The organism is Streptomyces sp. NPDC030814 (assembly GCF_055572155.1).
The window spans coordinates 579,708-605,130 of sequence record NZ_JBVIDX010000003.1 but is presented as its reverse complement, the minus strand read 5'-3'; the positions used below and the strand labels follow the sequence as shown (position 1 = coordinate 605,130).

The window sequence follows — 25,423 nt, the reverse complement described above, 5'->3', positions numbered from 1 at the left end:
GGCCCCTGGTCGGGGGGCGCGCACCCCGACCAGGGATCGAGCCCCGATCAGCGCTGGGGCCCTCGGCCCGCGAGTGCACACGAAAGGGCACCCGAAGGCGCCCTCCCCCGACCACCGCGTGTCCCGGTCCGCGCCGGACGTACCACCAGTGGCTAGTGGTAGTAGTGGCGCCACACGAAGACGCCGGTGGCCACCACGGCCACCCCCGCCCCTCCCACGATCACCGCTTCCCGTGGCACCCGCTGCCGCACGGAGGCCACGCGCTCACGGGCACGCGCCTTCACATCGGCCTTCGCCGCTAGTTCCTCGACCGTGTCGCCGAGCCTGGCGCGGGTCACCTCGATCTGTCGGCGCAGCTCGTCGGGCCCCTTGGCCCCGACGGCCTCCTTGTCCCCCGCCCACTCCTTCGCACCGCCGGACGCACCCATGGCCATCATCATCGCCGTGCCCTTCCCTTGATCTCGTCGACATCCGCCTTGACGCTGTGGAGCGCCTGCTCCGGCTTGGGCGGGGTGGCCCGCCTGAGCTGGGCGCGTCCGACGGCGGCCAGTACGGCCGCGATCACGAACAGCACACCCATCACGATGAGCGCCGCGGCCCACACGTCCACGACCAGGGAGAGCGCCGCGACCGCGGCGCCGGCCATCGTCATGAACCCGACGTAGGCGACGGCTCCGGCCGCACCCAGCAGCCCGCCGCCGCGCCCCGCGCGCCGCCCCTTCTCGGCCAGCTCCTCCTTGGCGAGGGCCATCTCCTGGCGCACGAGCAGGGAGAGCTGTTCGGTGGCCTGTCCCACCAGCTCGCCCACGGAGTGGTGATCCTGTCCGCGCGCCCCGGAACGCGCGGCTCGGTCCGGCCTGGTTTCGAGGGTCCCGGTCACAGTTCCGCCTCCTCACATATCGGGAGGTCCCGAGTACCCGGACCGACCCGCGCTAGTGCTGTGACCGGAAAGGTTTGCCGGACAGCTCGCGGCGTCCGGTGCCGGCCGCCCCCGGCGGGCCCCCCATTGCCGTCGAGGTCGGCTGCGTAAGCGCTGTCCCGTGACCGGAAAGGTTCACCGGCTCGCGAGGCGCGGCACGGGACCTTGCCGCGTTGTCGCGTTGCCGCATCGCCCGCGTACACCTGGTACGCGGGCGCTACTCCGCCTTGCGATACTCCCCCACTGCCTGAACGGCTGGGAGGTGCACCCGCGTCAGGCGGGGAGGTGCGCGGTCGCGGTACGCCACGTCGCCGCCTGAGCATCCGGCGCGGTCAGACGGTTCCCGGCCACGCGCCCCCAGGCGGGCGAGCTGGGTCTGGAACCAGTCGAGGCGGGCCTGGAGGAGGGCCGCTTCGGCGATCAGTACGGGGACGCCGGGATCCCCGGCCTGTCGCCGCTCGGCCGGGGCTTCCCGGTACCGGTCCCCGCGGTCGCCGTCACCTTCGGCCCCTCCCCCGCGAGCCGGGCGAAGGACTCGGGCGACACCGTCGGCTTACCTCTCTCATCTTCGTAGCAAATCTCCCACCCACCTCGTAGAAGAATTAAGTGGAGCTTCACAATGTGCGCGCCGAGACTACCCCCATGACCACCGTGACGCACCGCCCCGCCCCCTTCGGCCGCGCTCTCTGCGCGATGATCACCCCGTTCACCGCGAGCGGAGCGCTCGACCTCGACGGGGCGCAGCGGCTCGCCGACCGGCTGGTGGCGGAGGGCTGCGAGGGGCTGGTCCTGTCCGGTACGACGGGTGAGGCACCGACGACGACGGACACGGAGAAGACAGAGCTGATCCGCGCGGTCCGGGCGGCGGTCGGGGGCCGGGCCACGATCGTGGCCGGTGTGGGCACGTACGACACCCTGCACACCGTGGAGCTGGCCCTGGCCGCCGAGAAGGCGGGCGCGGACGGCCTGTTGGCGGTCACCCCGTACTACAGCAGGCCCCCACAGGACGCCGTCGAGGCCCACTTCCGTGAACTCGCCGACCGCTGCGGCCTCCCGCTCGCCCTGTACGACATCCCCGGCCGCACCGGCACCCGTATCGAACCGGCGACCATGATCCGGCTCGCGGCGCACCCCCGGATCGTGGCCGTGAAGGACTGCGCGTACGACCTTCTCGGCACCCAGAAGGTGCTGGCGGAGACCGAGTTGGCCTACTACACGGGCTGTGACGAGTACGTCCTGGCGCTGTACGCGCTCGGCGGCGCCGGTTACATCGGCACGGTCGCCAACGCGGTGCCCCGTCATTTCCGGTCGATCGTCGACGCGTTCGACGCGGGCGACACCGCCCGGGCGGCGCGGTTGCAGCGGGCGGCGATCCCCCTCACGGAGGCGATGATGGCCTCGGGCCTGCCCGGCACCGTGACGGCGAAGGCACTGCTCGGGCGGCTCGGCCTGCCCGCGGGTCCGGTCCGGGCACCGCTGCGGCCCGCCGGCCGACAGGTGGCCGACGGGCTGCTGGGGGCGTACGAAGAACTGGTCGCTCTCTGAGGCGCGCGCCCCGGCGTCAGCGGGTGGCGAAGACCGGGTTCCAGCGCCCGGCGGCACCGTCGTTGCCCTTGCGGGCGCCGCTGAGAGGGAGCGTTTTGTCGCTGCCGATGGTGACGAGCACCAGGGCGTTGTGGAACTCGTTGTCCCCGGGCGTGATGTCCCAGGCGATGAGCCGCTTGTTGTCGACCCAGGCGAGCAGTTGCTGGCCGCGCACCTTGTGGAGGTGCTCGCCGGTGCGGGGGTCGAGGATCCACGAGGCGGTGGTCTTGGCGCCGCCCGCGAAGTCACCTGCCCCGAGCTTGCCGTCCGGGGAGAGCCGCGCCTCCACGGACCAGTGCAGGTACCTCTCGTCCGGCGGCGCGGGCACCTTGTTGCCCTTGAGATCGTAGTACTGCTGGTGCGGTTCCATGGTCAGCCCGGTGTAGACCGACTTGGCGTCCCCGCTGAAGGCGAAGTCCTGACGGGAGTTGACGAGCCCGTCCTGGTTGTCGGTCACGACCTCGCTCCAGTCGGCCTTCCCCGAGTCGACGTTGACGATGTAGAACCCGGTCCGATGGGACGTCGAATAATCCGTTTCGTAGTCGTTCTTCTTGCCGTCGCCGTCGGAGTCGTAGTCGACCCTGGTCAGCAGGTCCGGGTTCTTGCTGTAGGTGGTGGCGACGAGCTTGCTGCCGTCGGACGAGAACTCGATGCCCGCGACGCCGCGTTCGACCGGGATCCAGCGGTCCACCTCACCGGTGAGCAGGTCGAGCAGCCCGATCCGCTTGACCGGCAGGTCCCGCTCCAGGACGGCCGCGGTCCGCATACCCGGGGCGACCGAGATCATGGACCAGCGGTCGTCCTCCACGTACTTCCCGGTCCTCTGGTCGAGGATCCGGTACGTGCGCTGCCTGACCGCGGTGTCCTTCGACGTCTTGACGGTGGAGTATGTGTAGTACGCGGCCAGCGCCACGTCCCCGGCGGCGATCATGTCGCGCGGCGGCGACTGATCGGGATGGGCGATGATGTCGCTCTTGTTCATCTCGCTGGCGAGGCGCACCTGGTCCTTGCCGGACTGCAGCAGCGGCACGGCGACCGCGACGGCGACCACGGCGGCGGTCGCCGCGGCGACGGTGGCGAGCCTGCGGGTCCGGCGCCGGCGTCGCACATTCAGCACACGGTCGGCGAAGCCCGGCTCCAGGGGCGGTTGTTCGGCGGCCTGCTCCCGCAGGCATTCACGCACCAGTTCGTCGACGTTCACGGACGCACCTCCACGGGCGAGAAGTCACGGGAAGGCTGCTGCACGGCCTCGGTCGGACCGAGAGCGGCCAGTTCGGGCGCGAGTTCCCGCAGTCGGGCGAGGGAACGGTGGGTGGTGGACCGGACGGTTCCGACGGAACAGCCGAGGATGCGGGCCACGTCGGCCTCGGGCAGGTCCTCGAAGTAGCGCAGCACGAGCATGGTCCGCTGCCGTGCGGTCAGCCGGGCCAGCGCGCCGCGCATCACCAGGCGCAGTTCCACACCGGCCGCCCCGTCGGCGGCGCCGCTCTCGGGCAGCTCGGCGACGGTGACCTCCCTGCGCCGCCATTTCAGCCGCCAGCGGCTGATCTGCTGCCGGTAGAGGATCTGCCGTACGTACGCCTCGGGTTCGTCGATCCGCTGCCAACGTCCGGCCGCCTTGATGAGCGCGTTCTGCAGCAGGTCCTCGGCGGCGTGCCGGTCACCACCGCTGAGCAGGACGGCGGTCTTCAGCAGCGCCGACGACCGCCCGGCCACGAACTCCCGGAAACTCTCCTGACCAGCGGCATCCATCGTCACCTTCTCTTCCCCGGCGGGCCCTGTGTCCCGCCCCTGTGCTCTGTGTGACGCGCGGATCGGCCCGCCGCTATGCCGACGTGCCGAAAAAAGTTCCCGGACACGGGCCGGGGCCCGCACCGCGCGCGAACGCGGTGCGGGCCCCGGACTCCTGGGTGGGGCGGGCTCAGCCCCAGCGGTACCCGTCGCCGAACAGCAGGGTGTGCTCCAGCACGTCCTCCATCGGGTCGTCGACCTGCCCGACATTGACGAGCCCGATACGCGGCCCGTTGTGCGAGGCCGTGTTGGTCTCGTCGGCGTGCGCGGCGCCGGCCGGCAGCCAGCACACCACGGCCGCGCCCACCACCCCGGTCACCATTCGAGTCACGGTCCTCGCCCGGTCGATCCTCATCGTGTCCGGCCCCTCATCTCGTCGGTTCGGCCTCCGATAGGACTGTGCGTCCCACCAGTTCATCTGCCGAACCCACCCGGAGGTCACGCCGACCAACCCGTACGGGGTCCACCGAGGGTCAGTTGTGGCTGTGCAGGATCTCGTTCAGCCCACCCCAGACGGCGTTGTTCGGGCGGGCCTCGACCGTGCCCGTGACCGAGTTGCGGCGGAAGAGGATGTTGGAGGCGCCGGAGAGTTCGCGGGCCTTGACGACCTGGCCGTCGGGCATCGTGACGCGGGTGCCCGCGGTGACGTACAGGCCGGCCTCGACCACGCACTCGTCGCCGAGGGCGATGCCGACGCCCGCCTCGGCGCCGACCAGGCAGCGCTCGCCGATGGAGATGATGACGTTGCCGCCGCCGGACAGGGTGCCCATCGTGGAGGCGCCGCCGCCGATGTCCGAGCCGTCGCCGACGACGACACCGGCGGAGATACGGCCCTCGACCATCGACGTGCCGAGGGTGCCGGCGTTGAAGTTGACGAAGCCCTCGTGCATGACGGTGGTGCCCTCGGCGAGGTGCGCGCCCAGCCGGACCCGGTCGGCGTCGGCGATACGGACGCCCTTGGGGGCCACGTAGTCGGTCATCCGCGGGAACTTGTCGACGGACGTGACCTGGAGGTGCAGGCCCTCGGCGCGCGCGTTGAGCCGCACCTTCTCCAGGTCGTCGACGGCGACCGGCCCGAGCGAGGTCCAGGCGACGTTGGCCAGGAGGCCGAAGATGCCGTCCAGGCTCTGGCCGTGCGGCTTCACCAGGCGGTGGGAGAGCAGGTGGAGGCGGAGGTAGGCGTCGTGCGTGTCGACCGGCTTCTCGTCGAGCGAGGAGATGACCGTGCGGACCGCGACGACCTCCACGCCCCGACGGGTGTCCTGACCGATCGCCGCCGTCGCGCCGCCGCCCAGCAGCTGGGCCGCCCGGTCGGCGTCGAGCCGCTCGGTGCCGGACGGGCCCGGCTCGGCGGCGAGCTCGGGCGCGGGGTACCAGGTGTCGAGAACAGTGCCGTCGGCGGCGATCGTGGCGAGGCCGGCGGCCACGGCGCCGGTGGTGCGAGGAACAGTCGTGTCGGTCATGAGGGAAACCTAACCGTCCGGGGCCGACCCAGGCCAACCCACGGCCGGGCCGTCTCAGGAGCCGGGCACCTCTGTCCGACGAGGTCCCGGCCCCTCACCCGCGGCTCTCGGACAGGTATCCCCGAGGAAGTCCGGCCACACCCCGGAAGACACCGGCCGCGCCCCTGCGGGGAAGTCGGCTCGGGACACCCTCGCCGCCCAGGGGCCCGCCCGCCAGAGAACGCGCATTCACCCAGGAAGCGGGTCGCCCGCCCCCCGAGCCCCACAGCCGCGCCCTCCTCCCCACCGCCGTGGCGACGGCCCCGCTGCCGTCGACAACCTCGCCGTCCTTGCCGTCCTCGCCCCTCCCCAGTACCGACGGCCCCGCCCCCGCGCACGTCGGCGCTCCTCAACCCCGGAGCACCGCCCCCCTCAGCGGCGGATCACCCGCGCCAGCACCTCCCGCGCGTACTCCTCGTCGTACGGCGCCCCCGTCAGCAGCACCTGGAGGCAGATCCCGTCGATCAGGGCGACCAGCGCCCGCGCGGTCACCGGGTCGGTGCGCAGGGCGAGGCAGTCGGCGAAGCCCTCGGCCCACTCGGCGGCGACCGGGCGCAGACCCGGGCGGCGCAGGGCGGCCAGGTAGAGCTCGTACTCGACCTCCAGGCCCGTACGGTCGCCGGCGAACCATTCGCTGCCGAGCGCGGCGAGTTCGGCGGCCAGGTCGGTCTCCGGGTCCTGCAGCGCGCCACGGGCCAGGACCGTGCGCGCGAACCCCTCGTTGGCCTGCCGCAGTGCCGCCACCATGAGGTCGTCGAGGGTCTTGAAGTGGTACGTCGTCGAGCCGAGCGGTACGTCCGCCTCGGCGGCCACGCTCCGGTGGCTCAGCCCGGCGATGCCCTTGTCCCCGACGACGCGGATCGCCGCGTCGATGATCCGCTGCCGCCGCTCGGGGTCGTAACGCCGGGCCATCAGTGGGCGCCTCCCAGGTTGAGCACGACGACTCCCGCGATGATCAGCACGATTCCGGCCGCCTTCGCGGTGCCCAGCCCCTCCCCGAAGAGCGCCAGGCCGAGCGCGGCGACGCTCGCGGTACCGACGCCGGACCAGATCGCGTAAGCCGTGCCGATCGACATCGACTTGAGCGCCTGAGCGAGAAGGGCGAAAGAGACCAGGTAGCCGATCCCCGTGATCAGCGAGGGGCCCACCTTGCTGAAGCCTTCGCTGTACTTCATGGCGGTGGTGGCGACGACCTCGGCGGCGATGGCGAAGCCGAGCAGCAGATATCCCATGTGTACTAGCGTACACATGATACGTACGGGCGTACACATCGATGGACGGACAGAGACCCGGCGCCTCGTGCGGGTGCCCCCGTCCGTCCCCGAACGGGGGCACCCGCACGGAAATGTCACCCCAAGGGCCCCCCGTTTCGGGGCCGTTCCGTTATGGAAGCGCTCTCCGAAAGGGCTCCCCGCACACCACTTGGTCCACTACTGTTTCAACGGTCAATCTCCCGATTGTGTGACGACCGCAAGGGTTTGCACACACCGGTGACACGTACCACCTCCCCTGACCCGCATGACGAATTCGCGTCCGCCTGTGCGACGCCGAGGGAACCGCGCATGCCGCCAACGAAGCCCGGACCTGATCCGGACCAGAACACCCCCAACCTTCCGGTGCTGAGATCCGCGAAGGTGTGGGAAACCGGTGTCGCCCCCGACGACACCCGAATACCGGGCACCCGCCGTCTCTGGCTGGCCGGGGCGCTCGCCCTGGCCGTCGTGTCGTCGTGTGTGACCGCGATCGTCCTTCAGGACTCCGGCTCTGACGACACGTCACGGACGCGTACGGACCGGACCACCCTGGCCGACGACCCGGTCGCCCCCCTCTCCCTTCCCCCGGCGCCGCCGACCAAGGCCCCCGACGGGAAGAGCGGACTGTCCGAGCCGCAGAGCACCAAGGACGGCGCGAAGGGGGCCAAGGGCGACAAGGACGCGTCGGACTCCGACGACTCGGAGGACTCCGAGAAGCAGCAGGGCGGGGCGAAGCCGACCACCGCGCCGTCGAAGTCGACGTCGCCCGGCAAGAAGCCGCCGTCCGGCACCAGCCTGCAGTCCGTACGGTCCGTCAACTACCCGGACCGGTACTGGCACCTGAGCAATGGCTACGTCCGGCTCGACCAGGTGGGTCCGTCCAGCGGCAGCGAGACCCGGGAGGACTCCTCCTTCAAGGTCGTCGCCGGCCTGGCCAACTCCTCCTGCTACTCCTTCCGGATGTCGGACGGTCGCTACGTCCGCCACCAGAACTTCGTGCTCCGCGCGTCGGGCAACGACGGCTCCGGCCTCTTCAAGCAGGACGCCACCTTCTGCCCGCGCTCCGCGTACTCGGACACGATCATGCTGGAGTCGGTCAACTACCCGGGCTACTTCGTGCGCCACCGGAACTTCCAGCTCCGTATCGAGCGCTACGAGCACAGCGGCCAGTACTTCGCCGACGCCACGTTCGCCATGGAGAAGGGCCTGTCCTGACCGGCCGTCCCTCCGACATGGGTGTGGCCCCCGGCGAATCGCCGGGGGCCACACCCATGTGCCGTCCGTATCAGACGTTGAACCCGAGCGCCCGAAGCTGCTCACGGCCGTCGTCCGTGATCTTGTCCGGGCCCCACGGCGGCATCCACACCCAGTTGATGCGCAGCTCGTTGACGAGGCCGTCCGTGGCGGACTTGGCCTGGTCCTCGATGACATCCGTCAGCGGGCAGGCCGCCGAGGTCAGGGTCATGTCGATCGTCGCGATGTTCGCGTCGTCGATGTGGATGCCGTAGATCAGACCCAGGTTGACGACGTCGATGCCCAGCTCGGGGTCGACGACGTCGTACAGGGCCTCGCGGATCTCCTCCTCGGAGGCCGGCTTCATCTCCACGGTGTCACTCATGCCGTCTTCCTTTCGGCGTCGGCGCCCAGCGCCTGGGCCGTCGCGTCCTTCCACGCCATCCAGCTGAGGAGGGCGCACTTGACCCGGGCCGGGTACTTGGAGACCCCGGCGAACGCGACCGCGTCCTCCAGGACCTCCTCCATCGCGTCGTCGGGCTCGATCTTCCCCTTGGACTGCATCAGCTCCAGGAAGGTCTCCTGGATCCGCTGCGCGTCCTTCAGCTCCTTGCCGACGAGCAACTCGTTCAGCACGGAGGCGCTGGCCTGGCTGATCGAGCAGCCCTGGCCCTCGTACGAGACGTCCTCGATGGTCGTACCGTCGTACTTCACGCGCAGGGTGATCTCGTCGCCGCACGTGGGGTTCACGTGGTGCACCTCGGCGTCGCCATCCCGCAAGCCCCGCCCGTGCGGGTTCTTGTAGTGGTCCAGGATGACTTCCTGGTACATCGAGTCCAGCTTCATACGATCGCTCGTCCCATCAGCCGAAGAAGTTCCGTACGTGCTCCAGGCCGTCGACCAGCGCGTCGATCTCCGCCGGCGTGGAGTACAGATAGAACGACGCTCGCGTGGTCGCGGGAATTCCGTACCGCAGGCAGACGGGGCGGGCGCAGTGGTGGCCGACCCGGACCGCGATGCCCTGCTCGTCGAGGACCTGGCCCACGTCGTGCGGGTGGATGTCGCCGAGCGTGAAGGAGATCGCCGCACCCCGGTCCTCGGCCGTGGTGGGGCCGATGATCCTGAGGTCCGGGACCTCCGCGAGCCGCTTCACCGCGTACTCGGTGAGCGCGTGCTCGTGGGCGAGGATCTTGTCCATGCCGATCGAGGTGAGGTAGTCGATCGCCGCGCCCAGACCGACCGCCTGCGCGATCGGCGGGGTGCCCGCCTCGAACTTGTGCGGGGCGGGGGCGTACGTCGACGAGTGCATCGACACCGTCTCGATCATCTCGCCGCCGCCGAGGAACGGGGGCAGGTCCTCCAGGAGCTCCTGGCGGCCCCAGAGGACGCCGATGCCGGTCGGACCGCACATCTTGTGGCCGGTGAAGGCCACGAAGTCGGCCTGGAGGGCCTGGACGTCGAGCGGCATGTGCGGCGCGGCCTGCGAGGCGTCGACACAGACCAGGGCGCCGACCTCCTGCGCCCGGCGCACTATCGCCTCGACCGGGTTGACCGTGCCCAGGATGTTGGACACCAGCACGAAGGAGACGATCTTCGTCTTCTCCGTGATGATCTCGTCGATGTTCGACAGGTCGAGCCGGCCGTCGTCGGTGAGGCCGAACCACCTCAGCTTCGCGCCCGTGCGCTGTGCGAGCAGCTGCCAGGGCACGATGTTGGAGTGGTGCTCCATCTCCGTGATGACGATCTCGGTCTCGGAGTCCACCCGGTAGGGCTCGTCGGCCCAGCCGAGCATGTTCGCCACGAGGTTCAGCGACTCGGAGGCGTTCTTGGTGAAGATCACCTCGTCGCGGCTGGGCGCGTTGATGAACGCGGCGACCTTGTCGCGCGCGCCCTCGTACAGCGCCGTGGCCTCCTCGGCGAGCACATGCACACCGCGGTGGACGTTGGCGTTGTAGCGCTCGTAGTACTCGCTCAGGGCGTCCAGCACCTGACGCGGCTTCTGCGAGGTCGCCGCGTTGTCCAGGTACACGAGCTTCCGCTCGTCGTGGACCTGACGGTCCAGGATGGGGAAGTCCTTGCGGAGCGCCTCTGTGTCGAGGAGGCCCGGCAGCTGTGTCACGCGGATGCGCCACCCTTCGTGTATGCCTCGTAGCCCTCGTTCTCCAGCTTGTCGGCGAGCTCGGGGCCACCGGACTCGACGATCCTGCCGCCCGCGAAGACGTGGACGTGGTCGGGCTTGATGTAGCGCAGGATGCGCGTGTAGTGCGTGATCAGCAGGGTGCCGACCTCACCGGTCTCACGGACGCGGTTGACGCCCTCGGAGACCACCCGGAGCGCGTCGACGTCCAGACCGGAGTCCGTCTCGTCGAGGATCGCGACCTTCGGCTTGAGCAGTTCGAGCTGGAGGATCTCGTGGCGCTTCTTCTCACCGCCGGAGAAGCCCTCGTTGACGTTGCGCTCGGCGAAGGAGGGGTCCATGTTGAGGCGCTGCATGGCCTCCTTGACCTCCTTCACCCAGGTGCGCAGCTTGGGGGCCTCGCCGCGGATGGCGGTGGCGGAGGTGCGCAGGAAGTTGGAGACCGAGACGCCGGGGACCTCGACCGGGTACTGCATCGCCAGGAACAGGCCCGCGCGGGCGCGCTCGTCGACGGACATCTCCAGGACGTCCTCGCCGTCGAGCAGCACGGTGCCGCCGGTGATCGTGTACTTCGGGTGACCCGCGAGCGAGTAGGCGAGGGTCGACTTGCCGGAGCCGTTGGGGCCCATGATGGCGTGCGTCTCGCCCTGCTTCACGGTGAGGTCGACGCCCTTGAGGATCTCCTTCGTGGCGTTGTCGGCCTCGACGGTGACGTGCAGGTCTCGGATTTCAAGCGTTGCCATGGGTGCCTCAGGACTCCTGGGTGAGGGAGACGAGCACGTCGTCCCCTTCGATCTTTACGGGGTATACGGGGACGGGGCGCGTCGCGGGAAGGCCGGACGGCTTGCCGGTGCGGAGGTCGAACGCGGAGCCGTGCAGCCAGCACTCGATCTGACAGTCCTCCACCTCGCCCTCGGAGAGCGAGACGTTCGCGTGGGAGCAGATGTCGTGGATGGCGAACACCTCTCCCTCGGTCCGCACGACCGAGACCGGCGTGCCGTCGAGTTCCACCCGCTTCGGGGTGTCCTCCTCCAGCTCGCTCAGCCCGCAGGCGCGTACGAAGGTGGTCATCGGCCCGGTCCAGACACGGTCTCCAGCTCCTCGTCGATCTTCTCCAGCAGGCGCTGCTCGATGTCGTCGACGCCGATCTGCAGGACCAGCTCGGCGAAGAAGCCGCGCACGACGAGGCGCCGGGCCTCCTCGGCGGGGATACCGCGGGCCATCAGGTAGAAGAGCTGCTCGTCGTCGAAGCGGCCGGTCGCCGAGGCGTGGCCGGCGCCGACGATCTCGCCGGTCTCGATCTCCAGGTTGGGCACGGAGTCGACGCGGGCGCCGTCCGTGAGGACGAGGTTCCGGTTCATCTCGTAGGTGTCGGTGCCCTCGGCCGCGGCCTCGATGAGGACGTCGCCGATCCACACCGCGTGGGCGTTGTCGCCCTGGAGGGCGCCCTTGTAGACCACGTTGGACTTGCAGTGCGGCACGTTGTGCGTGACCAGCAGGCGGTGCTCCTGGTGCTGGCCGGCGTCGGTGAAGTACAGACCGAACAGCTCGGCCTCGCCGCCGGGGCCGGCGTAGGTGACCCGCGGGTGGAGGCGGACGACGTCGCCGCCGAAGGTGACGACGACCGACTTGAAGGAGGCGTCCCGGCCGACGAGGGCGTTGTGCTGGGCGATGTGCACGGCCTTGTCGTCCCAGTCCTGCACGGAGACGACGGTCAGCTTGGCGCCGTCACCGAGGATGTAGTCGACGTTGGCGGCGAGCACGGCGTCACCGGTGTGGTCGATGACGACGACGGCCTCGGCGAAGGCACCGAGCTCGACGACCTGGTGGGCGAAGGCGGTGCCGCCCTCGCCGTGCACGGCGATGCGGATCGGTTCGGTGAGGACCGTCTCCTTGGGGACGGTGATCACACCGGCCTTCTCGAACGCCGAGTACGCCTGGGCGGCGACGCGGTCCACCGGGGTGCCTGCCTTGCCGAGGCGGGCGTCGTCGCGGCCGACGGTCTCGACGGTGACGCCCTCGGGGGCCTGCACGTCGACCTTCATGCCGTCACCGGTGGCGACGGCGGTGCCGTCGTGCAGCCCGCGCAGTCGCTCCAGCGGGGTGAAGCGCCACTCCTCCTCGCGGCCGTGCGGCACGGGGAAGTCCGCCACGTCGAAGGACGGGGGCGCGCTCATGCGCGAGACGACGGTCGACTCGGCGGCCACCGCGATCGAGCCGGCGGTGGTGCTCCCCACCGGGATGTTCTGAGCCTCAGCCATGGCTGTCGGTCTGCTCTCTTCCTACGTTTACGATCTTCGGCCCGCCCCGGAGAGGCGGGCCGCCTGCTGCTGGACCGGAAGGTCTGGGGTCAGCCGACCGCGCCTTCCATCTGCAGCTCGATCAGCCGGTTGAGCTCCAGCGCGTACTCCATGGGCAGTTCCTTGGCGATCGGCTCGACGAAGCCGCGCACGATCATCGCCATGGCCTCGTCCTCCGACAGACCGCGGCTCATCAGGTAGAAGAGCTGGTCCTCGGAGACCTTGGAGACGGTCGCCTCGTGGCCCATGGACACGTCGTCCTCACGGACGTCGACGTACGGGTACGTGTCCGAGCGGGAGATCGTGTCGACGAGCAGCGCGTCGCACAGCACGTTCGACTTGGAGCCCGGGGCACCCTCGCCGATCTCGATCAGACCGCGGTAGGAGGTGCGGCCACCGCCGCGCGCCACGGACTTCGAGACGATGTTCGAGGACGTGTTCGGGGCCATGTGGACCATCTTGGCGCCGGCGTCCTGGTGCTGGCCCTCGCCCGCGAAGGCGATGGAGAGGGTCTCGCCCTTGGCGTGCTCGCCCATCAGGTAGACGGCCGGGTACTTCATCGTCACCTTGGAGCCGATGTTGCCGTCGATCCACTCCATGGTGGCGCCCTCGTAGGCGACGGCGCGCTTGGTGACCAGGTTGTAGACGTTGTTCGACCAGTTCTGGATGGTCGTGTAGCGGCAGCGGGCGTTCTTCTTGACGATGATCTCGACGACCGCGGAGTGCAGCGAGTCCGACTTGTAGATCGGGGCCGTACAACCCTCGACATAGTGCACGTAGGCACCCTCGTCGACGATGATCAGGGTCCGCTCGAACTGGCCCATGTTCTCCGTGTTGATTCGGAAGTAGGCCTGGAGCGGGATCTCGACGTGCACGCCCTTCGGCACGTAGATGAAGGAGCCGCCGGACCACACGGCGGTGTTCAGCGCGGCGAACTTGTTGTCGCCGGCCGGGATGACGGTGCCGAAGTACTCCTTGAAGAGCTCCGGGTGCTCCTTCAGCGCGGTGTCGGTGTCGAGGAAGATGACGCCCTGCTCCTCCAGGTCCTCGCGGATCTGGTGGTAGACGACCTCCGACTCGTACTGGGCGGCGACACCGGCGACGAGGCGCTGCTTCTCCGCCTCGGGGATGCCCAGCTTGTCGTAGGTGTTCTTGATGTCCTCGGGCAGGTCCTCCCAGGACTCCGCCTGCTTCTCCGTGGAGCGCACGAAGTACTTGATGTTGTCGAAGTCGATGCCCGACAGGTCCGAGCCCCAGTTCGGCATGGGCTTCTTCTCGAACAGCTTCAGGCCCTTGAGACGCAGCTTCGTCATCCACTCCGGCTCGGACTTCTTGCCGGAGATGTCGAGGACGACGTCCTCGTTCAGGCCGCGCTTCGCTGCGGCACCGGCCTCGTCGGAGTCCGCCCAGCCGTATTCGTACTTACCCAGGCCCTCGAGCTCAGGGTGGGCGGTCTCCTCGATGGGGAGAGTCATGCGGGGTTCCTCCCGGCCGTGCTTGCGGATGCGTTGGTGGCTGTCTTGGAAACTCTGGGGATGAACGTCGTGCAGACGCCGTCGCCGTGGGCGATGGTGGCCAGCCGCTGGACGTGTGTACCGAGCAGTTCGGCGAAGAGCTCGGTCTCGGCCTCGCAGAGCTGCGGGAACTGCTCGGCCACATGGGCTACCGGGCAGTGGTGCTGGCAGAGCTGCTCACCCTGATGCGGGTGCGGGGCACTGCGTGCCGTAGCAGCGTACCCGTCCACGCTCAAGGCCTTGGCCAGGGCTTCGGTCTTCTCTTCGGGGGCGGCCGCCTCGACGGCCTTGCGGTACTCGCCCGCCTGCGCGGCGACCCGGGCGCGGGCGAAGGCGGCGACGGCTTGCTCCCCGCCCTCCTGGTCCGCGATCCAGCGGAGCGCGTCCACGGCCAGCTTGTCGTACGACTGGTCGAAGGCGTCGCGGCCGCAGTCCGTCAGGGCGAACACCTTGGCCGGGCGCCCGCGCGTGCGCGCGCCGTAGACGCGCTGCTCACGGGGCTGCACGACATCGTCGGCGACCAGGGCGTCGAGGTGTCGGCGGACGGCGGCCTGGGTCAGGCCGAGGCGGGCGGCCAAGTCGGCCACGGTGGACGGGCCGTGGTCCAGGATGGAGCGCGCGACCCGGTTGCGTGTCGATCGCTCACCGGTCGCGAGTTCCTCCTGCGGAGCCGCGCCCACGTTTTTCACAACGCCATTGTTGCGTAATTCCGCGGAGGGGGGCAAGCCGCGCCCGGGGGACCCGACCGTGCCCTGCATCACTTAGGCATACCTAATCCCACCTGCCGAAACGATCTTTGATCGATCACCGGCGGCGAGGCACCCGTGTGACTTGTGTTCCCTGTGTGGCGATAGGTGACAAATAATCCTATTTTGTAGGCATCCGCCTACTGATCGGGATGGCGAATGGACGGTGAACGCGGCCCCCTCCACGTCCTGGTGATCGACGACGACCAGGACGTCAGTGCCCTGCTGACGCGGCATCTGGGTGCCCTCGGCTGCCGCGTGACCACCGCGGACTCGGGTGAGAAGGGGCTCGACCTGGCGTTCGCCGATCCCCCGGACATGGCGATCGTCGACGTACTGCTGCCCGGCATCGACGGGCGGGAGGTCATCCGCAGAATGCGAGCGGACGAGCGGACGAAACGGTGCCGTCTCGTCGTCGCCTCCGTGCTCGACCGGGAGGACCTGGGCGAGCTCCCGACGGACGGACTGCTGGCGAAGCCGTTCCGGCAGGCGGCGGTGGCAGGCCTCGTCGCCTCCCACCGCCGTTCCGCATCGCAGGAGGAGTAATGGCCCGTGTGCTGGTAGCCGACGACGACGCCGACATCCGGGACCTCGTCGCGTTCAAGCTGAAACAGAGCGGCCACCACGTCACGGCCGTCGAGGACGGCATGGCCGCACTGCGCGCACTGCGCGAGCGTCCGCCGGATCTCGTGCTCCTCGACATCCGGATGCCGGGGATGTCCGGGCTGGACGTCTGCCGCGAGCTGCGCGCGGCGGAGGAGACCGCGTCGCTCCCGGTCATCCTGATCACCGCCCGCTCCCAGGAGGGAGACGTCGAACTCGGCTTCTCGGCGGGCGCCGACGACTACATCGTCAAGCCCTTCAGCCCGCGCGAGCTGTCCAGCCGGGTCAACGCGGTGCTCACCCGGGCCGAGCGGTGATCCCGCTCGACTTCGTCACCGACGCGCTGCTCTACCTGCTTGGCGTGGGACTGGCGCTGACGCTGCTGGTCACGGGCATCCGCGGCGCCCGTACGTACCGCAGGCGCAGACGTGAGCGGGTCGCGGCGCCGGTGCGCGACCTGCTGCTGGAGCTGCTGTGCGCGCCGGAGGAGGAACACGGCGAGCTGCTGCAGCGCATGGCGCGGATCGACCGGCGCACCTGGGCGGCGCTGGAGCCGACCGTGGCGGCCATGCTGGGCAAGGTGTCCGGCAGGGCCCGCACGGCGCTGGTCCGGCTGTACGAGATGCGCGGCTCCGCCGCGGAGGCCGTCGCCGACCTGGGCAGCCGCAGCGCGGTCCGGCGGGGGCGCGCCGCGCAGGTGCTCGGTCAGCTGCGCCACCGTCCGGCCACCCCGTCGCTGTGCCGTCTGCTCGACGACCACGACCGGGAGGTGCGGCTGGCCGCGGCACGGGCCCTGGGCCGGACCGATGATCCGGCGGCCGTACCGCATCTGCTGAGAAGCCTGCACGGACCGCGCGCCGTGTCACCCAAGATCATCACCGCGGCGCTGACCTCCCTCGGGGCCGACGCGTGGCACCGGATCGCGGCGGGGCTCCGGGACCCGGTGCCCCTCGTGCGGGCCGTGGCCGTGGAGGTGCTCGGGGTGACCGGTGCGATCGCCCGCACCCCCGACATCGTCCGGGCCCTGCGCGAGGACCCCGAGACCGAGGTCCGTATCCGGGCGGCGCGCGCGCTGGGCAGGCTGGGCATGCCCGACGGCCTGGAGCCGCTGCTGGCGGCCATCCGCCCCGGCCGGCCGGCCGCCCTGCGCATCGTGGCCGCCGGCGCCCTGGGCAACCTGGGCGCCGAGGCCGCGACCGACCCGCTGGCCGCACTGCTCGGCGATCCCGACCCGCACGTGGCCGGCACCGGGGCGCGGGCCCTGCTGCGACTCGGCCCGACGGGCGTGGCGGCGCTGCGCGGCGCCGTCCGCGACCGCCCGGACACGCGGGCGGCCGCACAGGCCAGGGCCGTGCTCGCGGAGGCGGCCGTCGGCGGCACGCGGCAGGACGTCCTGGTGGAGGTGAGCCTGTGAACGTCGCGGCCAACGGCGTCTGGGAGGGACCGCTGGGTGCCCTGCACGACGTGATCACAGTGTCCGACACCGTGATCATCCTGTACTTCCTGGCCATCAACAGCGGGCATCTGGTGCTCAACCTCGTCGCCCTCGGGGAGATCGCCAGGAGAATGCGCCGGGCAGCTTTCGCGGGCTACGAGGACGCCGCGGGCAGCCCCTTCACCCCGCCCGTCTCGGTGATCATGCCCGCCTACAACGAGGCGGCGGGCATCACGGAGGCCGTCCGGGCCATGCTGCTGCTGCACTATCCGGTGTTCGAGGTCATCGTCGTCGACGACGGCTCCACCGACGGCACCCTGGAGACCCTCGTCGAAGCCTTCGACCTCGCCGAGGTCGACCATGTCGTCCCTGAGGACGTCCCCCTGCGGGGCTCGGTGGTCTCGCTGCATCTGCCCAGGGGCGGACCGGTGCATCTGGTGGTGGTCCGCAAGGAGAACGGCGGCAAGGCCGACGCGCTCAACGTCGGGATCAACCTGGCCCGCTACCCGCTGGTGTGCATGGTGGACGCAGACTCCATCCTCGACTCGCAGGCGCTGCTCGCCGTGGCCAAGCCGTTCAGCGACGATCCGCTGCGGGTGATCGCCACCGGTGGTGTGGTCGGGATCGCCAACGGCTGCACCGTGAAGGCGGGACGCGTGGTCGAGGCGCACGTGCCCGCCGACCCGCTCGGCCGGGCGCAGGTCGTCGAGTATCTGCGCGGCTTCTTCCTCGGCCGGACCGGATGGTCCAAGGTCGGCGGACTGCTGATCATCGCCGGTGCCTTCGGCCTGTTCCGGCGGGACGCGGTGGTGGCGGTGGGCGGGATGGACCCGGACTGCATCGGCGAGGACGCGGAGCTCGTCGTCCGCCTCCACCGGCACATGCGGGAACAGGGCCGCGACTACCGCATCGTCTTCGTCACGGAGCCGATCTCCTGGAGCGAGGCACCCTCCGAGCTGCGGGTGCTGGGGCGCCAGCGGCGGCGGTGGCAGCGCGGTCTGACGGAGATCCTGCTCAAGCACCGCCGCATGATCGGCAACCCGCGGTACGGGCGCGTCGGGACGATGGCCATGCCGTTCTACGTGCTCTTCGAGCTGGCGGCCCCGCTGGTGGAGCTCGCCGGGCTGGTTCTGGTGCCCCTCGGGGTCCTGCTCGGCGCGGTCGACGTGACCTTTCTGTGGCGCTTCCTGCTCGCCGCGTACGTCTACGCCATGATCGTCAGTTTGGTGTCGGTCGCGGTGGAGGAGTACGCGTACCACCGGTTCTCGCGGTGGCGTGACGTGTGGGGCGCTTTCGTCGGTGTCGTCGTCGAGAACGTCGGCTACCGCCAGTTCACCGCGTGGTGGCGACTGCGGGGCATGTGGGACGCGCTGCACCGGGCCCCGCAGGTGTGGGGCTCGATGGCACGCAGCGGATTCGGCTCCGAACAGATCCGGGAAGGCGGGAAGCGGAGATGAGGACGCCCCCGCGGCGGCACGGCGTCCGTGTGGCACGCCGGCTCACGGCGACCTTCGCGCTGTTGATCGCCCTCCTGCTGATCGTGGGGGCGGGAGCGCTCATCACCACCGCCATGGCGAACAGGGTGCACCGTCAGGTCCTCACCGAGCTGGAGCCGCAGGTGCGGGAGAACCTGCATGTGCGCGAGCAGGCGATCCACATGCACCGTGCGGTACGCACCTATCTCCTCACCGGCGACGAGACGGAGCTCGTCGGCTACGAACGCGCCCGTGAACAGTCCTTCGCCGTCCTCGCCGCCGCCCTCGATGACACCACCGGTGCGGCCCGGCGGAACCTGTCGGCGCAGGAACGGGAGCTGCGTGCCTATGTGGCCGTCGCCGACCGGCAGGCGAAGGCCGCTCCGGGCAGCGACGAGGTGAACCGGCTGACCGTCCGGGCGGCCCGGCGGTTCGCGGCCTTCGACGCCACCAACCGGCGCCTCGACCTGAGCCTCAAACGGGAGATGAAGCGTCAGGACGAGCGGGCCGAAACGATCCTGGAGACCAGCATCGGGGGCATCGGGGCCCTGCTCGCGGTGGGCGGAGCGGTCGCCGTCCTGGCGTCCGTGCGCACCACCCGCGCCCTGACCAGGCCGCTCATGAGCACCGCTCGGACGCTCGGCCGGCTGGCGGCGGGCGAGCACTCGGCGCGGGCGCGGGAGGCGGGGCCGGAGGAGATCAGGGCGGTGGCCCGGTCGGTCAACGTGCTCGCCGACGAGAGCGACCGGCTGCGCGGGGTCGAGCGGGAACGCGCGGGCCTGTCGCAGGCGGCGCGCGCGCTGGGCATCCGGATCAGGGACCGCCTCGACGTGGACTACGCCCTCGACACCGCGTGCGCCGGCATGGGCGAGATCCTCGCCGCCGACTACGTCTTCATCCTGCTCACGGACGACGGCGGCTCCGCCTTCCCGGTGGCCCGGGTGTGGTCCGCCGAGCGGGGTCTGCTGCCCGAGGCGGAGGCCCGGGCCATACCGCCGCTCCCGGCGGACGTGGTCCGCGACCACTACCGGCGGGGAACGGTCTGGCTGGTCGCCGACCTGCCCCGCTATCTGTCCGGCCCCACCCCGATGACGGGAGCCCCGGGTTCCTTCGGACAGGTCGGCATGCCGGCCGAGAACCGGGCCGCCGCGGCGGCGCTGGGCCTGGAGTCGGCGGTGGTCACACCGATCGGAGTCGGCGGGGAACCGATCGGCGCGGTGTGCGCGGCCCGTACCAGCGGCGACCGCCCCTGGCGTCCGGTGGAGGTCGAGATCGCCGAGTCCATGGCCAGCGGTGTGGGCCGCGCACTGCACACCTCCTTGCTGTACGAGAAGGAGACGCGTCTGGTCGAGAATCTGCGCGCGCTGGACAAGGCCAAGAGCGACTTCCTGTCCACCGTCTCCCATGAGCTGCGCACCCCGCTGACCAGCATCGTGGGGTACGTCGAGCTGCTGAAGGACGAGGAGACGGGGCCGCTGACCCCGCCGCAGCTGCGGATGCTGGACGTGGTCGACCGCAACGCCAACCGCCTGCGGGCGCTCATCGAGGATCTGCTCACCCTTTCCCGCATCGAGTCGGGGACCTTCGGCTCCATGAAGAAGCCGGTGGACCTGCACGGTCTGGTGGCGTCGGCGGCCGACGCGATCCGCCCGGCCGCCGAGGCCGCCTCGGTGGCCCTGGAGACGCACTGCCCGTCGCGGCCCCTGGTGCTCGAGGCCGATGGCGACCAACTGGACCGCGTCCTGATGAATTTGCTGTCCAACGCCGTGAAGTTCACCCCGGAGGGCGGGAAGGTCACCGTGGGCGCCGAGGCCCACAACGGTGAGGCGGTCCTCACCGTCAGCGACAACGGCATCGGCATTCCGGCGGCCGAGCAGGAGAGGCTGTTCCAGCGGTTCTTCCGTGCCTCGAACGCCACCGACGCGGCCATCCCGGGCACCGGTCTGGGACTGACCATCGTCCACAGCATCGTGGCGAACCACGGCGGCGAGATGGAGGTGCGCTCCGAGGAGGGCCGGGGCACCACCTTCACCGCCCGTTTGCCGATCACCGGCCAGAACGGGGCGGCCTCCTCCTGAGACCGCCCCGTCAAGCGCCGGTCCCCGCTCAGACGGTGTCCTCGAAGGTCACCCCACGAGACCGGTAGTCGGCCACCGCGGCCTGCACCTCCGAGGGGCTCAGGACCTGGTTCTGGGCGAAGTACACGTAGTCGACCTTTTCCTCGTACGCGCGGGTCTTCCGGCTGTTGATCCCCGTCAGGTTGATCAGCCAGTGGTTGAACCGGATGCTCATCATCGACTCGGGCAGGTACGGCTCGCCGTGCGTGGCGAAGAGCCGGCCGTCGACGTAGTAGGTGACGGCCGTGCCGTCGACCGTGATGACGAGGTCGTGCCAGCCGGAGAAGCTCGCGCGCTCCTCGGTGGTGACGTGCTCTTCCTGGGGTGGGTCCTCCGAGTACGTCTCCCAGGAGGAGGCGAGCAGCGCGCTGCCGGGAATGCCCCATCCGCCGTTGGGCAGGTACTCGAAGTCGAGTTCGCTGTAGGCGGGGTCCATCGAATAGTTCAGCGGCGAGATGGTGAAGAACGTCTGCACCATGCGGTCGCCGTCGGGTCCGTAGATCGGCACGTCGCTGAAGCGCACCCGCGCCGCATAGGTGCCGTACTGGAACTTGCGCTGCTGGTGGATCTCGGTGTGTTCGGTGCCGGCCGCCGTGCCGTTGGTGCCGGAACGCATCGTCATGACGGAGGCGCCGGCCTCGGTGGCGAAGGTGATGTTCTGCGGCTGCCACGTGGCGCCGGGCACGCCGGGCCCGCCCTGGCCGGACCGCAGGGTCCAGCCGCGCTGGGCGAGGAGCGGATCCTGGTGGGTGCTGTAGGCCAGGTCGTCGAAGAGCTGCGGTCCCAGCACGGGCTGGGCCACCGCCCGCGGGGCGGGCAGCACCGCGAGGGCCGCGCCCAGCAGCCCCCAGGCGACGAGTGCGGCCGCGGCCCTGAGCCGGGTGCGCGAGGAGAATCCGATCATGAGGGGTCAACTGCCTTTCAGGGGAAGGGAGAAGGGGTCCACCTGTCGCCCGGGGCAGACCATGGCAAGTGAAGCACCGTCAGAAGATCGGCATATGCGAGTCAGGACCGCTTCACCCGATCAGCCCAGAATGCTCGAGGTGGCGGCTCTTGCACCGATGTGCGACGGCCGCGGGAACCCCTGGTGCCGGCGGTGCGGCCGCCTCGAGACGGAGGGCTCTCGAAAGGGTGCGGACGAGGCGTGCACCCACCCGCCGGTCCCGGGGCGTGAGCGCCTCCCTAGACTCGGGGCCATGCGATGTGAGCCCGTGGTCCGGATCCAGGCCCTGGTGAAGCGGTACGGCACGAAGACCGCGGTGGACGGCCTCGACCTGGTGGCCCGGGAGGGCGTGACCGCCGTGCTCGGCCCGAACGGGGCGGGCAAGACGACCACGGTCGAGACCTGCGAGGGGTACCGGAAGCCGGACTCCGGCACGGTGCGCGTCCTCGGCCTCGACCCGGTGGCGCAGTCGGCCGAGCTGCGGCCGCGGGTCGGTGTCATGCTGCAGTCCGGCGGCGTCTATTCGGGGGCGCGCGCGGACGAGATGCTGCGGCACGTGGCCAAGCTGCACGCGCACCCGCTCGACGTGGACGCCCTCATCGAGCGCCTCGGGCTCGGCGGCTGCGGCCGCACCACCTACCGGCGGTTGTCCGGCGGGCAGCAGCAGCGGCTCGCCCTCGCGATGGCCGTGGTCGGCCGCCCCGAGCTGGTCTTCCTCGACGAGCCGACCGCCGGTCTGGACCCGCAGGCCCGCCGGGCCACCTGGGACCTCGTGAGGGATCTGCGCGCCGACGGGGTCTCGGTCATCCTGACCACGCACTACATGGACGAGGCCGAGCAGCTCGCCGACGACGTCGCGATCATCGACGCCGGCAAGGTGATGGCCCAGGGCACCCCCGAGGAACTGTGCCGCGGCGGCGCCGAGAACACCCTCCGCTTCACCGGCCGCCCCGGCCTCGACGTCGGTTCGCTGCTGAAGGCGCTGCCCGCCGACTCCACCGCCGCCGAACTGACGCCCGGTGTCTACCGGGTGACCGGCAAGGTCGACCCGCAGCTCCTCGCGACCGTCACCTCCTGGTGCGCCCAGCACGGAGTGATGCCGGACCGGATCTCGGTGGAGCGGCACACCCTCGAAGACGTCTTCCTCGAACTGACCGGCAAGGAGCTGCGTTCGTGACCACCACCGGTACCTACGCGCCGAGGCCCGGCGCCGCCCCGCTCCCCCGCATGATCGCGGCGCAGGCGGTCCTGGAGACGAAGATGCTGCTGCGCAACGGCGAGCAGCTGCTCCTGACGGTCGTGATCCCCGCCCTGCTGCTCGTTCTGTTCGGGTCGGTGGACATCGTCGACACCGGCGAGGGCACGGCCGTGGACTTCCTGGCACCCGGTGTCCTCGCTCTCGCGGTGATGTCGACGGCGTTCACGGGGCAGGCCATCGCCACCGGCTTCGAGCGTCGCTACGGCGTCCTGAAGCGGCTGGCGGTCTCCCCGCTCCCCCGCTGGGGCCTCATGACCGCGAAGACGCTGTCCGTGCTGGTCACCGAGGCCCTCCAGGTGATCCTGCTCACGGTGATCGCCTTCGCGATGGGCTGGTCACCGCAGGGCAACCCGTTCGCCGTCCTGCTGCTCCTGGTCCTCGGCACGGCGGCCTTCTCGGGTCTCGGCCTGCTGATGGCGGGCACGCTGAAGGCGGAGGCGACACTCGCCGCGGCGAACCTGGTCTTCCTGCTGCTGCTGGTGGGCGGCGGCGTCGTGGTGCCGCTCGACAAGTTCCCGGACGCGGCGCAGAGCGTGCTCGGGCTGCTGCCGATCGCGGCACTCTCCGACGGACTGCGCGACGTCCTCCAGCACGGCGCGGGGATGCCGTGGGCGGACCTCGGGATCCTCGCGGTGTGGGCGGTGCTCGGGCTCGGCACGGCCGCCCGGTTCTTCCGCTGGGAGTGACACGGCTGGTCACAGCGGTGCGCCGGGAGGGGCTCGACCCCTCGTGAACGCGTGCACAAGCGGCGGCCTACCATGGTGCGCGTGCCGAACGTGACCCGCGACGACCTCGTCTCCGCTGCGCGCAACCCGCTCGCCTTCATCGCCGAACGCTGGACCCCCGATCCCCGGACGGTCCGGCGCGCGGCCCTGGCCGCTCTCGTGATGGCGGTGGTCATCGTGGTGACCGGCGGTGCCGTGCGACTCACCGGGTCGGGCCTCGGCTGCCCTACCTGGCCCAAGTGCACCGACGACTCGCTCACCGCCACGCGCGAGATGGGCCTCCACGGTGTCATCGAGTTCGGCAACCGCATGCTGACGTACGTCCTGTGTGCGGCGGTCGGCTGGGCGATCATCGCGGCGCGCTCCCAGAAGCCGTACCGGCGCGACCTCACCCGGCTGGGCTGGACGCAGTTCTGGGTGGTCATGGGCAACGCGGTCCTCGGCGGAATCGTCGTGCTGGTCGGCCTCAACCCGTACACGGTGGCGGCGCACTTCCTGCTGTCCACCGCGCTCATCGCGGTCGCCGCCGTGATGTGGCACCGCACCCGGGAGGGCGACGCCGCCCCGCGTCCGCTGGTCGGCAGGGCGGTGCAGCAGCTGGTGTGGATCCTGGTGGGCGTGACGGTGCTGCTGATCGCGGTCGGCACGGTCGTCACCGGCGCCGGGCCGCACGCCGGTGACTCCAGCGAGGTCGAGCGCATCCCGCTGAACTGGGAGACGATCACCAAGCTGCACGCCGTACTCGCCTGGATCGTGGTCACGCTGACCTTCGCCCTGTGGTTCGTCCTCAAGGCGGTCGACGCCCCCCGCGACCCGTTGCGCGCTACCCGGGACCTGTTCCTGGTCCTCCTCGCGCAGGGCGTCATCGGTTACGTCCAGTACTTCACCGACCTCCCCGAGGTCCTGGTAGGCGCCCACATGCTCGGCTCCTGCCTGGTGTGGATCGCCACCCTGCGGGTCCTGCTGTCCCTGCGGGAGCGGCCGGCGGACGAGGCGGTCGTACCGCGTCCGGTGGAGGCGGAGCGGCCGGTCACGGCCCAGGGCTGAGTCAGCCGTACGTCCGTACCAGGTCGTCGATCGCCGGGCCGAGGAACGCCCTGGTCAGCTCTCCTCTGCGCGGCACCTCGCCGGACGGCTCCCGGTAGCGCCGGCGCCGGATGTCCTGGACCACTTCGACGGGCGCGCCCAGCTCCGGCAGCAGCTCCAGCGCCTCGCGCTTGGAGATCAACCGGCCCTCCCGCAGGGTGGCGGTGGCCCGGGCGAAGGTGAGCAGGCCGAGGTCGACCCAGACGTCCCGGTCCCACAGGTGGGCCTTGTCGACCGCCGGGCGCCAGAACTCCCGCTGGTCGCGTACGACGAAGGCGTCCAGCTCGACGTCCGGGACCGGCGGCAGCAGGCCCTCGGGCGGTTGGCCGTGGAGGACCACGCCGAAGGTGTGCAGTTCACGGCGGGTGACCGGGGTGACCGTCCGCCGGAACAGCTGCTCATGCGCCCAGGTGAGGTGCCTGCGCCCGGTGTCGGCCGCCGTGTCGGGGGTCAGGTAGGTGCAGTGGAGCTGGGCGGCGAGCGGCTCGTGGCGCAGCCGGGCGTGCAGCCGGGCCACCCGCCAGACGGTCCCGGCCGTGATCGGGCCGTTGAGGACGGCGATCAGGTCCAGATCGCTGCGGCCCTCCTGGTAGTCGCCCCCGCCGACGGAGCCGTGGGCCCAGACGGCGAGCGGGGCCGGGCAGCCGCGCAGCCCGTCCACGAAGCGGCGGACCAGGTTGGCGGTCGCGACGGCCGTGCCGGGCAGCGCGCCCGTGTCGACGGCGGTGTCGGGCAGCGCCCGTAAGCCGGGCGGCGCGTGTAGGGCGACGGTCCTGGATCTGGTCGAATCCCGTGTCATGGG

Annotated in this window: 28 protein-coding genes; 10 read left to right on the top strand and 18 right to left on the bottom strand. The window is 70.6% G+C overall.

Translation table 11 applies throughout. The features are described 5' to 3' along the window. Positions 1 to 152: 152 nt before the first annotated feature. On the bottom strand, positions 153 to 428 hold the full coding sequence (locus ACZ43N_RS09545; RefSeq protein ID WP_468096235.1) for a DUF3618 domain-containing protein: 276 nt from the start codon (positions 426 to 428) through the stop codon (positions 153 to 155). A gap of 8 nt (positions 429 to 436) precedes the next feature. Beyond that, complete coding sequence (locus tag ACZ43N_RS09540; protein WP_468096233.1) at positions 437 to 880, bottom strand: phage holin family protein; 444 nt, start codon at positions 878 to 880, stop codon at positions 437 to 439. 681 nt (positions 881 to 1,561) lie between these two features. Here ACZ43N_RS09540 and dapA point away from each other — a divergent pair. After that, complete coding sequence (gene dapA, locus ACZ43N_RS09535; RefSeq protein WP_468096231.1) at positions 1,562 to 2,464, top strand: 4-hydroxy-tetrahydrodipicolinate synthase; 903 nt, start codon at positions 1,562 to 1,564, stop codon at positions 2,462 to 2,464. Between the two features lie 16 nt (positions 2,465 to 2,480). Here the strand turns inward: dapA and ACZ43N_RS09530 are convergent, their stop codons facing one another. The 6 genes from ACZ43N_RS09530 to ACZ43N_RS09505 form a co-directional block, all read right to left on the bottom strand. Beyond that, complete coding sequence (locus tag ACZ43N_RS09530) at positions 2,481 to 3,704, bottom strand: WD40 repeat domain-containing protein (protein WP_468096229.1); 1,224 nt, start codon at positions 3,702 to 3,704, stop codon at positions 2,481 to 2,483. Continuing rightward, positions 3,701 to 4,255, bottom strand: a complete 555-nt coding sequence (locus tag ACZ43N_RS09525; protein ID WP_468096227.1) for a SigE family RNA polymerase sigma factor — start codon at positions 4,253 to 4,255, stop codon at positions 3,701 to 3,703. Before ACZ43N_RS09525 ends, ACZ43N_RS09530 begins: the two co-directional genes overlap by 4 nt. Positions 4,256 to 4,424: 169 nt before the next feature. Beyond that, positions 4,425 to 4,649: a hypothetical protein gene (locus tag ACZ43N_RS09520; protein ID WP_468096225.1), complete on the bottom strand. Its 225-nt coding sequence runs from the start codon at positions 4,647 to 4,649 to the stop codon at positions 4,425 to 4,427. A 118-nt stretch (positions 4,650 to 4,767) separates the two neighbouring features. Then, positions 4,768 to 5,757: a 2,3,4,5-tetrahydropyridine-2,6-dicarboxylate N-succinyltransferase gene (dapD, locus tag ACZ43N_RS09515; RefSeq protein ID WP_468096223.1), complete on the bottom strand. Its 990-nt coding sequence runs from the start codon at positions 5,755 to 5,757 to the stop codon at positions 4,768 to 4,770. A gap of 411 nt (positions 5,758 to 6,168) precedes the next feature. After that, positions 6,169 to 6,708: a TetR/AcrR family transcriptional regulator gene (locus tag ACZ43N_RS09510; protein WP_468096221.1), complete on the bottom strand. Its 540-nt coding sequence runs from the start codon at positions 6,706 to 6,708 to the stop codon at positions 6,169 to 6,171. Then, complete coding sequence (locus ACZ43N_RS09505) at positions 6,708 to 7,028, bottom strand: DMT family transporter (protein ID WP_468096219.1); 321 nt, start codon at positions 7,026 to 7,028, stop codon at positions 6,708 to 6,710. Before ACZ43N_RS09505 ends, ACZ43N_RS09510 begins: the two co-directional genes overlap by 1 nt. Before the next feature lie 330 nt (positions 7,029 to 7,358). Between ACZ43N_RS09505 and ACZ43N_RS09500 the strand changes: the two genes are divergently transcribed. Next, positions 7,359 to 8,264, top strand: coding sequence for an AbfB domain-containing protein (locus ACZ43N_RS09500; protein WP_468096218.1), 906 nt, complete (start codon positions 7,359 to 7,361; stop codon positions 8,262 to 8,264). Between the two features lie 70 nt (positions 8,265 to 8,334). Here ACZ43N_RS09500 and ACZ43N_RS09495 read toward each other — a convergent pair whose 3' ends face one another. The 8 genes from ACZ43N_RS09495 to ACZ43N_RS09460 form a co-directional block, all read right to left on the bottom strand. Further along, on the bottom strand, positions 8,335 to 8,667 hold the full coding sequence (locus tag ACZ43N_RS09495) for a metal-sulfur cluster assembly factor (protein ID WP_055514975.1): 333 nt from the start codon (positions 8,665 to 8,667) through the stop codon (positions 8,335 to 8,337). Next, positions 8,664 to 9,128, bottom strand: coding sequence for a Fe-S cluster assembly sulfur transfer protein SufU (gene sufU, locus ACZ43N_RS09490; protein WP_468096216.1), 465 nt, complete (start codon positions 9,126 to 9,128; stop codon positions 8,664 to 8,666). The genes ACZ43N_RS09495 and sufU overlap by 4 nt, the downstream gene beginning before the upstream one ends. Positions 9,129 to 9,144: 16 nt before the next feature. Beyond that, positions 9,145 to 10,401, bottom strand: coding sequence for a cysteine desulfurase (locus tag ACZ43N_RS09485; protein ID WP_468096214.1), 1,257 nt, complete (start codon positions 10,399 to 10,401; stop codon positions 9,145 to 9,147). Then, the gene (gene sufC / locus ACZ43N_RS09480; protein ID WP_055712746.1) at positions 10,398 to 11,162 is read right to left on the bottom strand and encodes a Fe-S cluster assembly ATPase SufC; all 765 of its coding nucleotides are present in this window, start codon (positions 11,160 to 11,162) and stop codon (positions 10,398 to 10,400) included. The genes ACZ43N_RS09485 and sufC overlap by 4 nt, the downstream gene beginning before the upstream one ends. Positions 11,163 to 11,169: 7 nt before the next feature. After that, positions 11,170 to 11,490 carry a non-heme iron oxygenase ferredoxin subunit gene (locus ACZ43N_RS09475; protein ID WP_055514965.1) on the bottom strand — a complete coding sequence of 107 codons (321 nt, stop codon included), beginning with the start codon at positions 11,488 to 11,490 and terminating at the stop codon, positions 11,170 to 11,172. After that, entirely contained in the window at positions 11,487 to 12,680 is a 1,194-nt protein-coding gene (sufD, locus tag ACZ43N_RS09470; protein ID WP_468096212.1) for a Fe-S cluster assembly protein SufD, read from the bottom strand. Before sufD ends, ACZ43N_RS09475 begins: the two co-directional genes overlap by 4 nt. Positions 12,681 to 12,769: 89 nt before the next feature. Continuing rightward, complete coding sequence (sufB, locus tag ACZ43N_RS09465; RefSeq protein WP_055537499.1) at positions 12,770 to 14,194, bottom strand: Fe-S cluster assembly protein SufB; 1,425 nt, start codon at positions 14,192 to 14,194, stop codon at positions 12,770 to 12,772. Further along, positions 14,191 to 14,922, bottom strand: a complete 732-nt coding sequence (locus ACZ43N_RS09460; RefSeq protein WP_468096210.1) for a helix-turn-helix transcriptional regulator — start codon at positions 14,920 to 14,922, stop codon at positions 14,191 to 14,193. Before ACZ43N_RS09460 ends, sufB begins: the two co-directional genes overlap by 4 nt. Before the next feature lie 216 nt (positions 14,923 to 15,138). Between ACZ43N_RS09460 and ACZ43N_RS09455 the strand changes: the two genes are divergently transcribed. The 5 genes from ACZ43N_RS09455 to ACZ43N_RS09435 are packed head-to-tail and all read left to right on the top strand — an operon-like array spanning position 15,139 to position 20,570. Then, complete coding sequence (locus tag ACZ43N_RS09455; RefSeq protein ID WP_468096208.1) at positions 15,139 to 15,525, top strand: response regulator; 387 nt, start codon at positions 15,139 to 15,141, stop codon at positions 15,523 to 15,525. Then, positions 15,525 to 15,899, top strand: coding sequence for a response regulator transcription factor (locus ACZ43N_RS09450; protein WP_468096206.1), 375 nt, complete (start codon positions 15,525 to 15,527; stop codon positions 15,897 to 15,899). The genes ACZ43N_RS09455 and ACZ43N_RS09450 overlap by 1 nt, the downstream gene beginning before the upstream one ends. Next, entirely contained in the window at positions 15,896 to 16,996 is a 1,101-nt protein-coding gene (locus tag ACZ43N_RS09445) for a HEAT repeat domain-containing protein (protein WP_468096205.1), read from the top strand. The genes ACZ43N_RS09450 and ACZ43N_RS09445 overlap by 4 nt, the downstream gene beginning before the upstream one ends. Next, positions 16,993 to 18,474 (top strand): glycosyltransferase family 2 protein, encoded by a 1,482-nt coding sequence (locus tag ACZ43N_RS09440; protein ID WP_468096204.1) that lies wholly within the window; start codon positions 16,993 to 16,995, stop codon positions 18,472 to 18,474. Before ACZ43N_RS09445 ends, ACZ43N_RS09440 begins: the two co-directional genes overlap by 4 nt. Beyond that, complete coding sequence (locus tag ACZ43N_RS09435) at positions 18,471 to 20,570, top strand: ATP-binding protein (protein ID WP_468096203.1); 2,100 nt, start codon at positions 18,471 to 18,473, stop codon at positions 20,568 to 20,570. Before ACZ43N_RS09440 ends, ACZ43N_RS09435 begins: the two co-directional genes overlap by 4 nt. 28 nt (positions 20,571 to 20,598) lie before the next feature. On the opposite strand, the gene ACZ43N_RS09430 is transcribed toward ACZ43N_RS09435, so the two are convergent. Further along, positions 20,599 to 21,513 carry a glycoside hydrolase family 16 protein gene (locus ACZ43N_RS09430; RefSeq protein ID WP_468096202.1) on the bottom strand — a complete coding sequence of 305 codons (915 nt, stop codon included), beginning with the start codon at positions 21,511 to 21,513 and terminating at the stop codon, positions 20,599 to 20,601. Positions 21,514 to 21,805: 292 nt separating this feature from the next. Between ACZ43N_RS09430 and ACZ43N_RS09425 the strand changes: the two genes are divergently transcribed. The 3 genes from ACZ43N_RS09425 to ACZ43N_RS09415 all read left to right on the top strand — a co-directional run bounded on the left by ACZ43N_RS09425 (position 21,806) and on the right by ACZ43N_RS09415 (position 24,582). Then, positions 21,806 to 22,729 (top strand): ABC transporter ATP-binding protein, encoded by a 924-nt coding sequence (locus tag ACZ43N_RS09425; RefSeq protein WP_468096201.1) that lies wholly within the window; start codon positions 21,806 to 21,808, stop codon positions 22,727 to 22,729. Positions 22,730 to 22,779: 50 nt separating this feature from the next. Next, on the top strand, positions 22,780 to 23,496 hold the full coding sequence (locus ACZ43N_RS09420; RefSeq protein WP_468096473.1) for an ABC transporter permease: 717 nt from the start codon (positions 22,780 to 22,782) through the stop codon (positions 23,494 to 23,496). 72 nt (positions 23,497 to 23,568) lie between these two features. Further along, a complete protein-coding gene (locus ACZ43N_RS09415) occupies positions 23,569 to 24,582 on the top strand; it encodes a COX15/CtaA family protein (protein ID WP_468096200.1) in 1,014 nt (337 codons plus the stop codon). Between the two features lies 1 nt (position 24,583). Here the strand turns inward: ACZ43N_RS09415 and ACZ43N_RS09410 are convergent, their stop codons facing one another. Then, positions 24,584 to 25,420 carry a DUF4111 domain-containing protein gene (locus ACZ43N_RS09410; protein WP_468096198.1) on the bottom strand — a complete coding sequence of 279 codons (837 nt, stop codon included), beginning with the start codon at positions 25,418 to 25,420 and terminating at the stop codon, positions 24,584 to 24,586. Positions 25,421 to 25,423: the final 3 nt, after the last annotated feature.